14 protein-coding genes and 1 other RNA gene are annotated in these 13,869 nt (G+C 40.1%); 7 read left to right on the top strand and 8 right to left on the bottom strand.

What is annotated here, in order from left to right:
* From CK510_RS15285 to CK510_RS15275, 3 genes are all read right to left on the bottom strand, one after another.
* Positions 1 to 1,106 (bottom strand): beta-ketoacyl-ACP synthase (locus CK510_RS15285; protein ID WP_095722520.1); only part of this gene is annotated, 1,106 nt, incomplete at its 3' end.
* Positions 1,107 to 1,245: 139 nt separating this feature from the next.
* Positions 1,246 to 2,049: a peptidylprolyl isomerase gene (locus CK510_RS15280; RefSeq protein ID WP_095722519.1), complete on the bottom strand. Its 804-nt coding sequence runs from the start codon at positions 2,047 to 2,049 to the stop codon at positions 1,246 to 1,248.
* Between the two features lie 600 nt (positions 2,050 to 2,649).
* Entirely contained in the window at positions 2,650 to 3,231 is a 582-nt protein-coding gene (locus CK510_RS15275) for a photosystem I assembly protein Ycf4 (RefSeq protein ID WP_095722518.1), read from the bottom strand.
* 573 nt (positions 3,232 to 3,804) lie between these two features.
* On the opposite strand from CK510_RS15275, the gene psbD reads away from it, so the two are divergent.
* From psbD to CK510_RS15255, 4 genes are all read left to right on the top strand, one after another.
* Positions 3,805 to 4,860: a photosystem II reaction center subunit D2 gene (gene psbD / locus CK510_RS15270; RefSeq protein WP_095722517.1), complete on the top strand. Its 1,056-nt coding sequence runs from the start codon at positions 3,805 to 3,807 to the stop codon at positions 4,858 to 4,860.
* Positions 4,844 to 6,229 (top strand): photosystem II reaction center protein CP43, encoded by a 1,386-nt coding sequence (psbC, locus tag CK510_RS15265; RefSeq protein ID WP_095722516.1) that lies wholly within the window; start codon positions 4,844 to 4,846, stop codon positions 6,227 to 6,229. The genes psbD and psbC overlap by 17 nt, the downstream gene beginning before the upstream one ends.
* Before the next feature lie 171 nt (positions 6,230 to 6,400).
* Positions 6,401 to 7,135 carry a cytochrome c biogenesis protein CcdA gene (locus tag CK510_RS15260; RefSeq protein ID WP_095722515.1) on the top strand — a complete coding sequence of 245 codons (735 nt, stop codon included), beginning with the start codon at positions 6,401 to 6,403 and terminating at the stop codon, positions 7,133 to 7,135.
* A 272-nt stretch (positions 7,136 to 7,407) separates the two neighbouring features.
* Positions 7,408 to 8,820: a cytochrome c biogenesis protein gene (locus CK510_RS15255; protein WP_095722514.1), complete on the top strand. Its 1,413-nt coding sequence runs from the start codon at positions 7,408 to 7,410 to the stop codon at positions 8,818 to 8,820.
* Between the two features lie 112 nt (positions 8,821 to 8,932).
* Here CK510_RS15255 and queF read toward each other — a convergent pair whose 3' ends face one another.
* The 5 genes from queF to CK510_RS15230 form a co-directional block, all read right to left on the bottom strand.
* Positions 8,933 to 9,343 carry a preQ(1) synthase gene (queF, locus tag CK510_RS15250; protein ID WP_095722513.1) on the bottom strand — a complete coding sequence of 137 codons (411 nt, stop codon included), beginning with the start codon at positions 9,341 to 9,343 and terminating at the stop codon, positions 8,933 to 8,935.
* 75 nt (positions 9,344 to 9,418) lie between these two features.
* Positions 9,419 to 9,841, bottom strand: a complete 423-nt coding sequence (locus tag CK510_RS15245; RefSeq protein WP_095722512.1) for a hypothetical protein — start codon at positions 9,839 to 9,841, stop codon at positions 9,419 to 9,421.
* A gap of 349 nt (positions 9,842 to 10,190) precedes the next feature.
* Positions 10,191 to 10,586 carry a phasin family protein gene (locus tag CK510_RS15240; RefSeq protein ID WP_095722511.1) on the bottom strand — a complete coding sequence of 132 codons (396 nt, stop codon included), beginning with the start codon at positions 10,584 to 10,586 and terminating at the stop codon, positions 10,191 to 10,193.
* Between the two features lie 44 nt (positions 10,587 to 10,630).
* Positions 10,631 to 10,727: signal recognition particle sRNA small type (gene ffs, locus CK510_RS15235), an RNA gene on the bottom strand.
* 40 nt (positions 10,728 to 10,767) lie between these two features.
* Positions 10,768 to 11,034: a YciI family protein gene (locus tag CK510_RS15230; RefSeq protein ID WP_095722510.1), complete on the bottom strand. Its 267-nt coding sequence runs from the start codon at positions 11,032 to 11,034 to the stop codon at positions 10,768 to 10,770.
* Positions 11,035 to 11,097: 63 nt separating this feature from the next.
* Here CK510_RS15230 and CK510_RS15225 point away from each other — a divergent pair, with 63 nt between their 5' ends.
* The 3 genes from CK510_RS15225 to CK510_RS33465 all read left to right on the top strand — a co-directional run bounded on the left by CK510_RS15225 (position 11,098) and on the right by CK510_RS33465 (position 13,738).
* Positions 11,098 to 11,646: a 2'-5' RNA ligase family protein gene (locus tag CK510_RS15225; protein ID WP_095722509.1), complete on the top strand. Its 549-nt coding sequence runs from the start codon at positions 11,098 to 11,100 to the stop codon at positions 11,644 to 11,646.
* A gap of 455 nt (positions 11,647 to 12,101) precedes the next feature.
* Positions 12,102 to 13,145 (top strand): peptidoglycan-binding domain-containing protein, encoded by a 1,044-nt coding sequence (locus CK510_RS15220; RefSeq protein ID WP_095722508.1) that lies wholly within the window; start codon positions 12,102 to 12,104, stop codon positions 13,143 to 13,145.
* Between the two features lie 287 nt (positions 13,146 to 13,432).
* Positions 13,433 to 13,738 carry a hypothetical protein gene (locus CK510_RS33465; RefSeq protein ID WP_245912168.1) on the top strand — a complete coding sequence of 102 codons (306 nt, stop codon included), beginning with the start codon at positions 13,433 to 13,435 and terminating at the stop codon, positions 13,736 to 13,738.
* Positions 13,739 to 13,869: the final 131 nt, after the last annotated feature.

The raw sequence follows: 13,869 nt of genomic DNA, 5'->3' as shown, positions 1-13,869 counted from the left end.
CCAAAGCCAAAACTTAAACACATCACATACTTGATATTATTTACACTTGATTCTCGAACAAAATTTAAATCAAATTCTGATTCTCGCAAACCAACACAAGGGGGCAAAATCTGATTTTGTAAAGCCATCAGGGAAAAAGCCACACCCAAAGCACCCGAAGCACCAATTGTATGTCCCGTTGCACCTTTAGTTGAACTAACATAGGGATGATGTGTAAAAACATTCTGAATAATCCGACTTTCCACTTCATCATTGCGAATTGTCCCAGTTCCATGTGCATGAACATAATCAATATCGCTCGATTCTAAATTACTTCGTTGCAAACACTGTTTAATCCCAGTTGTCGCACTTTGACCTTCCGGCTGTGGAGAGTTAGCATGAAAAGCATCGGAAGTCAAGCCAAAACCGAGAATTTCGCCATAAATCCTAGCTTGACGAGCTTGTGCCAATTCTCGCGACTCCAAAACAAAAATTGCACCTCCTTCCCCTAAAACCAACCCCTCACGATTTACATCAAAAGGAAAAGCACCAGTTTTTGCTAAAGCACTCATTTGCTGAAATCCCGTTATCGTCAAAGGAGTAATTGGAGCTTCCACAGCACCAGCAACAACGCGATCGCACTGCCCCGTTTGAATTAACATTGTTGCCTGTGATAATGCCCAAATACCCGTTGCACAAGCAGCCATCGGAGCCAATACAATACCCGTTGCCCCAATTTGCCTTGCAGTTGCGATCGCGTTCATGTGGGGTAAGGTTTCGATGAAAGATAGGGGGGAAAATGAATTTTGCTTATTACCATAAATTTGTCGCGAAAATTTTTCCCAATCAGCCAGAAAACCGCGACTTGAACCAACTACCACACCACAATCTGGCAAAGGTGAAATTAAACCAGCATCTGCCAAAGCAGACGAAACAGCCAACCTAGTTAATGTTTGTAACACGGCTGGCTGTGTACCAATTATTGCCAAAGGAAGGGATTCAAGTTCTTCAAAAGGCTGAATTAATTTAATTCCAGACTTATTTTCAATTAAATTTTTCCAACTAGTCTTCAGACTTTCACCTAATGCTGAAACTAAACCGATACCAGTAACAACAACCGATTTCATAAAATGGTTAGAAATTAAAAGTGAATAATTCGGAGTTAAGAATTAATAAATTTATTAAGGAATTAAGAATTGATGAATTTATATTTCTATTCCTAATTTCTAATTCCTAACTTCCAACTCCTAATTTCTAACTTTTTCCCTACTTTCCGCCATTTTTGAGATTTTCAACACCACTAGTAACTTTAGCGGATTCAATCTTATCGCCCTGTTGAATTTTGTCTACAATTGCCATGCCATCGGTAACATATCCGAATACAGCATAGTCACCATCGAGAAATTCAATGTCTGCCAAAGCGAAATAGAACTGAGAAGAAGCCGAATTTGCTAATTGCGATCGCGCCATTGCCACAGCACCCAATTTGTGGGTAAGTACGGGGGGCTTAGTCACACCAGATTCCTTCAAAGTTTTACCGTAAATTGGCTCCGAAGCATCCTTGGGTTTGATTTCTAAAGGAATGCGGCGTTCGGTTCCCGTTGCCTTATCAATAAAACCACCAGTACCATTGCCCTTCGGATCACCACCTTGAACAACAAACGGGCTAGGTGAACGTACAACCCGATGGAAAGCCAAACCATCGTAGACACCACGTTGTACTAAATCAACAAAATTTCCAGCAGTAATTGGCGCATTGGTTCCATCAACTTCGATTGTGATGGGGGAGCCTTTGACGCTCATTACTACTGTTGCTTTACCTTCAAGTCTTGGTAAATCATTCATGCCTGGAATATTCTCACTGCTATTTGGGGATACAGAGGTAGTCTCAGTAGCTGCCTCTGTGGTTGTAGCTGTTGTAGTCGCTATAGTTGTCGTTGTGCTTGCTTCTGTCGCTGTCGAAGTTGGCGAAGCACTATTAGAATTTGCTTGCGGTGTCGAACATCCACCCAAAGTCAAAGCACCTACAACTACAAGCGTTACCAAAAATTTGTAAATTTTCAACTGCATTGTTTAGTCACAGAGTCAACCAGAGTATCTTAGTACTCTCAGACAATTTTGGATTTTAGATTATTTAGATTTTAGATTATTAGATTCAGAAAAATAATAATCTAATCAGCCAGGGATAATTGAACCATTTACCTTTGTAGTCATTCCAAAATTCTTAGAGGATGTTTATAAAATAATTATTAAGCACCAAAAACCTTATTACCAGTCAATACGGTTCAGCTAAGACTAAACTACTCAATATTTTAAACCGCCATAGACACGGAGTGACTTCCCGTAGGGTAGGCGCAGAGAACGCCTTAGACGCGGAGCGGCTTCCCGTACCACTTCGTGGAAGCAAGCTACGTCGAAGACGTTCCGTTGGCGTAGCCGCCCTCTTAGGGCTAGGTAGGGTAAGAAGAGAAGGAAAAAATGCTTAACTGAACTGTATTGTATTATCAGTCCTATTTATAGGATTTGAGCTATTAGACAGGGAATTGATTCCCTGGCTAGCTGATTTGTGGTATGGATTATGCTTCAGATTTTATTTATAAACACTCTCTTAGACTGAAAGCCTCACGCCTAACTTAAAAATCTAAAATCTAAAATCCAAAATCCAAAATCTTAAAGCCCTTCCAAAGACACGCCCAAAAATCGAGCCAACTCAGCAGCTTGAATTTCTAAATCCTTGAGAGGCAAAGGCTGTCCAACTCGTGTCAATGGAATGTCTCGACGACCTTTCGCACGTAGATATAACGCACGACGAGGACTTAAACCTTCCTTGATTTCCAGACGCACCGATTGTACATCCTGGGTGTTTAAATCAATTTCAATCTGGCGATTTTTACCGGGATAACCCCAACGGAAAATTTTAATTTTCTTGGTTTCCCGATTAAATTCGTTGTAACCAGCACCGACATCCCATAGCATTACCAACCACAGGTAGGAAGAAAGTAGCAATCCCGCAGTTCCGTAAAGCCCCATAACCAACCCTTGCGGGACGAATATGAGTTGGGTTGCATCGGTAACGATAAGTAGATTTACTTTTAGATAACTTGATAAACCAGCCAAAAAGAATCCCGTTGCTCCCATCAAGACAATGGTTGCCCACCAGAAATTGCTGAAGCGACGAGAGCCTACAACCTTTTGATGTAAAACTTGCGAAGCGGAGTTTTCGCTTTTGTTTATGCTTGTTGAAGCTGTCATGAAACTGTCCCAGTGCGCGTTCGATACTCCTCTATCAAGTTTCCCACTGGTTAATCATTTATTGCAAGTTTCTTTGAACAAGTTTCTTTGAACAAGTTTCTTTACAAAAGCATCCGGGAAAAAACTTAATTCTTAAGATTTCTGAGAAAACATGTGTCAAATTGTAAAAATTCTGATATTGATATTATTAGCGCCAGTTCATGTTTTATACCCTATTCCCCATTGTGAATTAGGGACAAACCCGAACTAAGTATGATAAGTTAAGAATAATTAAGCAACCACACACAAAAAAATATTCAGTGGGTGGTTTGAATTGGGCTTCAAGCCTGAGAGAATAGACCTTAAGGTGTTAGTCTCTCATAATCTCGACAGACTTAATCCCGGTAAACTTAGTAGATAAGTGCCACAGCACTTTGCAGAAAGTGGAAATTTCCCATCTTTATAGCCGTCTACTAGGAATGTCAGTAAAAAAAACCTAAATTCCTCGCGGCAGTAAGCGAAAAAGTTGGGATACCGACTTTTGAGAATACTTTAAAACGTTGCAATTTTAGTAAAAAAGAGGACTATAGTTCGATGACCATCGCAGTAGGACGTGCCCCCCAACGTGGGTGGTTTGACGTACTAGACGACTGGTTGAAGCGCGATCGCTTCGTCTTTGTCGGCTGGTCAGGTATCCTGTTATTCCCCTGTGCATTCTTAGCGCTGGGTGGATGGATGACCGGGACAACCTTCGTCAGTTCGTGGTATACCCACGGTTTAGCATCTTCATATTTAGAAGGATGTAACTTCCTTACAGTCGCAGTATCGACCCCAGCCGATGCAATGGGACACTCGTTATTGTTATTGTGGGGACCAGAAGCACAGGGTGATTTCACCCGTTGGTGTCAATTGGGCGGTTTGTGGGCATTCGTGGCATTACACGGTGCTTTTGGATTGATTGGGTTTATGCTGCGTCAATTTGAAGTTTCCCGTCTTGTAGGGATTCGTCCTTACAATGCGATCGCATTCTCCGCACCCATCGCCGTATTCGTTAGCGTCTTCTTGATGTACCCCTTGGGTCAATCCAGCTGGTTCTTCGCACCCAGCTTTGGAGTCGCCGCAATTTTCCGTTTCTTACTATTTCTCCAAGGTTTCCACAACTGGACTCTCAACCCCTTCCACATGATGGGAGTTGCTGGGGTACTAGGTGGAGCGCTATTATGTGCAATCCACGGTGCAACCGTCGAAAACACCTTGTTTGAAGACAGTGAAGCATCGAATACCTTCAGAGCCTTCGATCCAACCCAAGCAGAAGAAACCTATTCGATGGTGACTGCAAACCGTTTCTGGTCACAGATTTTCGGGATTGCTTTCTCCAACAAGCGTTGGTTACACTTCTTCATGCTCTTCGTACCCGTAACCGGGTTGTGGATGAGCGCAGTGGGAATCGTTGGTTTAGCGCTGAACCTGCGAGCTTATGACTTCGTGTCGCAAGAATTGCGTGCGGCAGAAGACCCAGAATTTGAAACATTCTATACCAAGAACATTTTGTTGAACGAGGGTATCCGCGCTTGGATGGCTCCTCAAGACCAGCCTCACGAAAAATTTGTATTCCCCGAAGAGGTACTACCGCGTGGTAACGCTCTCTAATCGCTCTATGAACATGGGCGGACGCGACCAGGAATCCACTGGATTTGCCTGGTGGTCCGGTAACGCCCGTCTAATCAACCTCTCCGGCAAACTTCTTGGCGCACACGTTGCCCATGCCGGTTTGATAGTCTTCTGGGCTGGTGCCATGACCTTATTTGAGGTCGCGCACTTTGTTCCTGAAAAACCAATGTACGAGCAAGGCTTTATCTTGCTACCTCACCTCGCAACACTCGGTTGGGGTGTCGGTTCAGGTGGTGAAGTATTTGATACCTTCCCCTACTTCGTAGTTGGTGTACTTCATCTAATTTCGTCTGCCGTTCTCGGATTTGGCGGTATTTATCATGCCGTACGCGGTCCCGAAACCTTAGAAGAATATTCTTCTTTCTTCGGTTACGACTGGAAAGACAAGAACAAGATGACCAATATCATCGGGTTCCACCTAATCATTCTTGGTTCTGGTGCATTCCTGTTGGTGTTGAAGGCAATGTTCTTCGGCGGTTTGTATGACACATGGGCACCCGGTGGTGGTGACGTTCGTGTAATCACAAACCCAACACTGAACCCAGCTATTATCTTCGGCTACGTGGCAAAATCTCCCTTCGGCGGCGAAGGCTGGATTGTCAGCGTCGGCAACCTCGAAGACCTTGTTGGTGGTCACATTTGGGTTGGTATTATTTGTATTGCAGGTGGTATATGGCACATCCTCACCAAGCCTTTCGCTTGGGCGCGTCGTGCCTTCATCTGGTCTGGTGAAGCTTACCTTTCCTACAGCTTAGGCGCTTTGTCCTTAATGGGCTTTATCGCTGCCTGTATGGTTTGGTTCAACAACACCGCATACCCCAGCGAATTCTACGGTCCGACTGGTCCTGAAGCTTCACAAGCACAAGCTTTGACCTTCTTGATTCGCGACCAACGCTTAGGTGCTAACGTTGGTTCGGCACAAGGTCCAACTGGCTTGGGTAAATACTTGATGCGATCGCCTTCTGGTGAAATCATCTTTGGTGGAGAAACCATGCGTTTCTGGGACTTTAAAGGTCCTTGGTTGGAGCCACTACGTGGACCCAATGGTCTTGATTTAGATAAAATCAAGAACGATATTCAACCTTGGCAAGCACGACGTGCGGCTGAGTACATGACACACGCTCCTTTGGGTTCTTTGAACTCCGTAGGTGGTGTTGCAACTGAAATCAACTCCTTTAACTACGTATCACCTCGTGCGTGGTTGGCGACTTCTCACTTTGTACTTGGATTCTTCTTCCTAATTGGTCACTTATGGCATGCAGGAAGAGCTCGTGCTGCCTCTGGTGGTTTCGAGAAAGGTATCGATCGTGAAAATGAGCCAGTAATGTCCATGACAGAACTTGACTAGTTCTCAGGTTTTTTAGTTTTTTTTCACTACTGACAATCGTTTATTTAGCCTCTGCTTGTCGCAGAGGCTTTTTATTTACTCGCCCTAAAATTCTTCTCATCCAACTAAACAGTCTAAATTACGTTAAAATTCAAGCAGAGCAAGCATTTCTCTCCCTAAAAACATCCATACATGCTAGAAACTCTGCAAACCCAACTTTATCAACTCGAACATTTTGCTGACATTATTGTTGTCAGTCAACTTGCACACTTAAGTTTTATTAGTATTGGTGTCATATTTTTAGCCGGTTTGCTTACTAGTCTCACGCCATGCACGTTATCAATGCTGCCAATCACCATTGGTTATATCGGCGGATACGAAGCCAAAAGCCGATTCCAAGCCGCAGCACAATCTACATGGTTCTCATTGGGCTTGGCAACAACATTGGCAATTCTTGGTATAATTGCGGCTATTTTTGGCAAAGTGTACGGTCAAATAGGAATCGGTTTGCCAATAATTGTGAGTATTTTGGCTATTTTTATGGGTTTAAATTTGCTGGAAGCTTTACCCATAAAATTTCCATCTTTTGGCAATATGGAGTGGATTTCTAAAGAATTGCCTCAAGGTTTACGTGCTTATTGTATTGGCTTGAGTTTCGGATTAGTTGCCTCGCCTTGTAGTACTCCTGTTTTAGCTAGCATTTTGGGATGGGTAGCAAAGCAACAAGATTTATTTATGGGTGGGGTTTTGCTGCTATCTTACACTTTAGGCTATGTGATGCCGTTGATTTTGGCAGGTACTTTTACAGCCTCAATTAAGAAGATACTTGAATTGCGTCGCTGGTCGGGTTGGATTAATCCGGTTAGTGGGGTTTTGCTAGTAGCGTTTGGCGTATTTTCATTGCTTTCTCGAATTCCACTGAGTTAATTCAAAATCAATTTTAAATATTTTAATTAAGAAGGTGGAAGGCAAAATAAAAAAGATAAGGAAGGCAATAATATCAGCTTTTTGGTATTTTGAAAACTTAGGCTTTATACCTCATTTCTGTACTAAATGTATTATAATTTTCATCAATAAAAACGCATCATTTATCATAATGAAAAATACTTAAATATTGTCAAGTAAAGACTTTTTCTTGGAAGGTTTAGACAAAAATCCTTATTCTTGTACTGAGCGACAGCGAACGTATCCAAAATCTCATGACTATTGATAATAATACACCTGAAAAAGAATCAAATTGGTTATCTATTCTCGGTCGTTCCTTACGGCAAGATTTATTACCTGTATTAACCAACTTAAAGCTCGCAATTATATTGTTATTAGTAATAGCAGCTTTTAGCATTACAGGTACTGTAATCGAGCAAGGTCAATCCGGTATTTTTTACCAATCAAATTATCCCGAAAATCCAGCTTTATTCGGCTTTATTACTTGGAAATTTATCTTATTCACTGGCTTAGACCATGTTTACCGAACTTGGTGGTTTTTAGCATTATTAATATTATTTGGTACTAGTTTAACAGCCTGTACTTTTACCCGTCAGTTACCAACCCTGAAAGCCGCTCGTCGCTGGAAATTTTATGAGCAGCCAAAGCAATTTCAAAAGTTGGCATTGAGTGCGGAATTTGATAATGCATCATTAAATTCTTTACCAGAAATTTTAAAAAAACGAAAATATCAGGTATTTCAAGAGGAAGATAAAAGTAATATTCTCTATGCCAGAAAAGGATTAGTTGGACGCATTGGACCAATTGTTGTTCACATTGGCATTGTTGTCACCCTTTTGGGTTCTATTTTCGGAGCAATGACTGGGTTTATTGCCCAAGAAATGGTTCCTAGTGGTGAAACGTTCCAAATCAACAATATTATTGATGCTGGTCCTTTGGCTGCTAAAGTTCCTAAAGATTGGTCGGTGCATGTGAATCGTTTTTGGATTGACTATACTCCTTCTGGTGGGATTGACCAGTTCTATTCGGCAATGTCGGTTTTGGATGCTCAAGGTAAGGAAGTCGATAGTAAAACAATTTTTGTGAATCAACCTTTACGTTACAAAGGTGTGACGTTTTACCAAACCGACTGGGGAATTTCTGGGGTAAAGGTGCAAATTAACAATAGTCCGATTTTTCAATTACCAATGGCACCTTTGGAAACCAATGGTAAAGGCAGAATTTGGGGTACTTGGATTCCTACTAAACCTGATTTAAGCGAAGGTGCTGCACTATTGGCAAAGGATTTGCAAGGTATGGTGTTGATTTACGATGCCAAAGGACAACTTGCCGATACTGTACGTACAGGAATGTCTACCCAAGTAAATGGTGTCACTGTAAAGTTACTCGATGTCATTGGTAGTACGGGGTTACAAATTAAGGCTGACCCAGGAATACCCATTGTTTATGCGGGTTTTGCAATTTTGATGTCTGGTGTGGTGATGAGTTATTTTTCCCACTCCCAAGTTTGGGCTTTACAAACAGGCGATCGCTTATATGTTGGTGGTAAAACTAATCGCGCTCAAGTTGCTTTTGAAAGGGAAATTTTGGAGGTTTTAGATTTGTTGAGTTCGTCTTCGATAGATAACATTGCTAGTAGCGATAAATCTTTGTTACCTAATGTTTAATCGGGTATTTCCAGAAAATAAAATATTCTAACCATAGATTTATCAATCAATCAATCATATCCTTTGTAAGGCTGGGGATACCCCAGCCCTACAATTTTTGGTGTCTAATTAATTACTTTACGTGTTTGACTTCAACAACTGTATGGACGTTACCCCGTGGTGTAAAGTCGGTTTTTACCGTCACTTCTAAAGGGTCGCAAGCAGCAACAAAATCATCAAGAATTTGATTTGCTGATTCTTCGTGGGAAATATAGCGATCGCGATAATTGTTAATGTACAGTTTCAAAGCTTTGAGTTCGACAACTTTTTCATTGGGGATGTAGCTAATATAAACTGTGGCGAAGTCTGGATAGCCGGAAAATGGACACTTACACGTAAATTCTGGCAATGTAATATCAACACTATACCGTCTACCTATACGTGGATTAGGAAATGTAATTAATTGTCCTTCTTGGATTTCCCGTTCCCCGTATTTCATCTCTGGAACTGCTTCTGTGTTGATTTGTGGTGAAAAGTTGCTCATAAAGTCGGAAGATACACTTTGATTATTTTATTAAAATTTATATTTTTTTTACAGATTTTAAGCATTTAGCAATCATCATTCATAACTTTCTCCGGCTTGCCAATCGGGACAAGTCGCATCTTCACAACCTGTAGGATGCATCCCGCAAACTAATAAATTTCCCCCGTATGCGTAGCCATGATAGTGTTTACAACCGACACAAGCGGGATTTTTTTCGCTCGTAGCATCTACAGAATAAGGGAAAGCAGGGTCTAAACCATCCACGGGGAGGTCATCTAGTTCCCAATACACTTCATTTAACAATGGTTCGGTGATATCTTGCAAATACTGGTCAACTTCTGCGACGTTAGCATAGAGAGCATCTTGGACTTGCTCACTTACTTCTTCTGTAAAATCAAAAAATGTATCCACCATTTCCGTCATTCCTACGAAGAAACGCTCTGTTTCATCAGTTAATGTTTGCACCATTTCCCAAAAATCTTTTTGCCAATTTTCCATATATTCCAAATCCTCGCTGGCTGTTCGCAGGAAAATACTATTTGCGATATGCCTATACCACTAAGCTCCGCTTATCGCGAAATTGAGTATAGCTGAGGGCAAACACAGATGATGTTTGAGATACTCTGTTTTTTCTCCACACTAAAACATTAAAGCAAATTTAATGTCTAGTTATGTGCCGAATTGGCGTACAGTCTAAAAATGTACACCTGATTAATCTGACCAAGACTCTCAAAATAATCTAAAATTGGTAAATCAAAACTGGGATATTTATAAATTGTAGATTTATATACTATATTACTGGAAATAAAAATAAATGATTACACAATTAAAACTGTAATTTACGTAATCAGTCACGCTGTAAGCGACGTAATTCTTCCTCCATTTGTTTAACTTGGTCGCGTAATTTATCGACTTCTTGGGGTGCTTCAGTTTCTGGTGATGTCGTCTGTTCGTCGTCTTCTAAAATTTCGATGCGACGGGGTTCGTTATTGGTATTAGTAGATGGATTCTTTTCGGTTCCTGTCTCGCTAACCTGTTGCTGTTGGGCTTGTTTCATCATATCTTCGACGAAACGACGAGCTTCTTCAGAGTTCATTTCGCCACGTGCGACCATCTCATCAGCAAGTTTCTGGACTTGCGATCGCACTTCTGACAATTTACCCCCAGCTTTTTCTCCGGCGTAGGAAGCTAAACCAACACCAAGATAAAACGCTTTCTGTACTAAATCTCCAAAACCAGGCATCAGTTACCTGCTCGTTATGTATGTAAAATGTATAGTAATTCTTGGGGCAACCGGAGACTACGCCTGCTACAAGCATCCCGTATTGCTGCTACCTTCCGGTCCTGACAAAATTTGGGCGTTGCAACCGCATAGTTCCAGTCACTTATCAGTAATCATAGCATTAAAATTCGCTGTTTGTGGATTATTCCATGACAATCCGCCATTCGTACAGTTGGTAATTGACACAGCCGTTCTTTACTAAGGGGTCTGCTGCGATAATTGCTTCTGCTTCTGCCATTGAGTCAGCCTCAAAAATCATCATTCCTCCTCCCTTTTTTGCCCAGTAACCCGATCGTGGTTTATGTCCAAGGGCAATTAATTGTTGTACATAAGCTTTATGGGCTGGTACATGCTGGTCAAATGTGGTTTTATCGACTTTGCCTTCTTCAATTTTGACGAAAATCGGCATTTTCTTTTCGTGGTCGTTATATTTGGGTATATTTTGAGTTTACCGTCCATTAGAAATAGAAGTATGACCCTAAGACGCTTTTTTATCGCTATTTTGCCTCCACAGCATATCCAAGATGATGCGAATCAAATTAAACAAGATTTTGCTGCTAATTATGCTAGTTTTGGGGCACAAAAATCACCACCGCATATTACACTTCAACCACCTTTTGAATGGGATTTAAATGATATTTCCGCTTTGGAAAACAATCTCAAAGGTTTTACTAATATTCAAAAGCCTTTCTCTATCAGATTGAAGAATTTTGCGGCATTTGCACCACGGGTAATTTATATAGATGTGTTGAAAGCTCCAGAATTAATCAGTTTACAAGCTGATTTAATGGCATATTTGGAAGTAAATTTAGGAATTATTGACCAGGGTTCTAAAAATAGACAGTTTACACCACATATGACAGTGGCTTTTCGCGATTTAACGAAGCAAAATTTCCAGTTGGCTTGGCAGAAATATGAAAGTCTGGAATTAGATTTTGAGTTTGTTGCAGAAAGTCTAACTTTACTTCTCCATGATGGTAAATGCTGGAATGTGAAAAGGAAATTCCCATTTTGTTTTTAAGCTTTATATTCAAGCCATTAAAAGAATCAATCCATCAATAATCTACCCCAAGGTAGATGCTTAATCTTTTATTGTATGGATATAAAATATAATTTTGATGAGAATATTATATGCCACTTATTTAAAATTTAATCAAAAATATGGCTCAATGGGATGTTACATAAAATTCTTTTTGATACTGAATACAAAAAGAAAAATCGACTTTATGGTTATAGTGTATTGTGCCAAAAAATACACTTAATTGAGTATAAATTTTGATGAAATATTAAGATTATTGGAACTTTGAATATAATTTAATGTTAATCTTTATACTGGTTTTTGTTAACTGTTTATTCAGCAACTTTAGTAACAAAAAGACTGTGAATTGTTTCAGTTTTATTACCTGAAAGATATTTGTGTGTTTTCCGATGAATGGCTAAAGAAAAGTTAAATCCATAAACATTAGGAGAATAATCATGTCTACAGCTACTTTTACCCGTCTTCAAGAAGGTTCTACAGGTTCAGCAGTTACCAAACTTCAACAACGCTTAAAAACCTTAAAATTTTACACAGGTGCAGTGGATGGTGTATTTGGAGCCAATACAAAAGCTGCTGTGATTAAGTATCAGCAAAGTAAGGCTGTACAGTTTAATGATGTAACTGTTGATGGGATTGTGGGATATGTGACTGAATCTTCAATCCAGCGTGATATCTGGCTATCGCAACGACAACCAATAAAGGAAGGTTCACAAGGTAAAGATGTCCAACTATTACAACAAATCCTGAAGACGGCAGATGACATTAACAAAGATCAAGGACAATGGAATATGTCTGGAGGTTTTGGAGTTGGTAGTGTAGATGGCGTATTTGGTGCGACTACAAAAGCTGCTGTCATCAAGTTTCAGCAAGTAGAAAAACTCAACGCGGATGGAGTTGTAGGTGCGCTTACATGGGATAGATTAGCAGGAATTGTGGCTTTTGATTTGGACGCTATTGGGGTAGTCGCAAATAATGTTTATGATTTGACAACTAGACTACCTATCAAAGAAGGTTCTGCGACTCCTGATGTTTTTGTTATACAAGACCTTTTGACAGTTCTGAAACTATATAATTCTGGTCAGATTGATGGTAAATTTGGAGCTAAAACCAAAGAAGCTGTGATTAAGTTTCAAACAGCAAATGGTTTAAAAGCTGATGGGATTGTGGGAGAAAAGACTGCGATCGCACTCAGTAACCAAGTATGGTTAGCAACAAAACCTGTCCTTAAAGAGGGTTCAAAAGGAGAAGCTGTTGAAGAATTTCAAGGGTTGTACAACTCTTATTTTGGTACTCTCACTGTCGATGGTAATTTTGGAGCTAAAACTAAAGCTGAAGTGATTAAATTCCAAAAATCTCGCAATTTAACAGCAGATGGAGTTGTGGGAGCAAAAACTTGGTCTTCACTGCGATCGCTCACTATCCATGATATTCCGGTAGAGCAACAAATTGCTTTCATATTTGATGGAAGTGGTGGTTGTTAAGAATTAAGCACATTTGTAGAGACGTTATATGTAACGTCTCTACGCAAATAATTAGAGGCGATCGCAACTTGGGATTAAATACTTAGGAATCCTATGGTACAAGCATTCTAGCCAATTTCATCCAAAATAATTAATCAGAATAATTTCACCCGTTTTCCGGAATGATTTGCTCCCGTCTTGGTTACATATATAACAGCAGCTAAACAAGTTTAACTGCATAAGAAGTTTTACACAATATCTACTTCTATTTATTAAATATAAAACCCAACAATCAAGGTATTTTAACTATGTCAGACTCAATTACACCTTCCTCCATGCCTCAAGACGAATCTACTTTTTCTAATCAACCTGTTGCTAACCAACCAACTACTCATCCAGTAAATGCATCAAAAGCATTCCTCAAGAACTGGAAAACCACTGCAATTGGTATAACCCTCTCCTTTACTGGTTTTGTGGCATTTACTCCCAGCACTTTCGGAGGAGAAAATGCACCAGTAGTTCAAATATGTAAGTACATAACTTCCGGTGGACTAGCTGCTTTGGGTATTTGCTCCAAGGATTTCAACATCACGGGTGGAAGTCAAGAACAATAAATGAAAATTAATGTTTTTGAATTGACGTAGAGACGTTCCGGTGGAACGTCTTCTTTTATTTACATATTTTATTTACATATTTTATTTACATATTTTATTTACATATTTTATTTACATATTTTATTTACATA

The organism is Brunnivagina elsteri CCALA 953 (assembly GCF_002289455.1).
In the GTDB taxonomy this organism is placed as follows: domain Bacteria; phylum Cyanobacteriota; class Cyanobacteriia; order Cyanobacteriales; family Nostocaceae; genus Brunnivagina; species Brunnivagina elsteri.
This window is presented reverse-complemented; position numbering and strand designations above follow the sequence as displayed.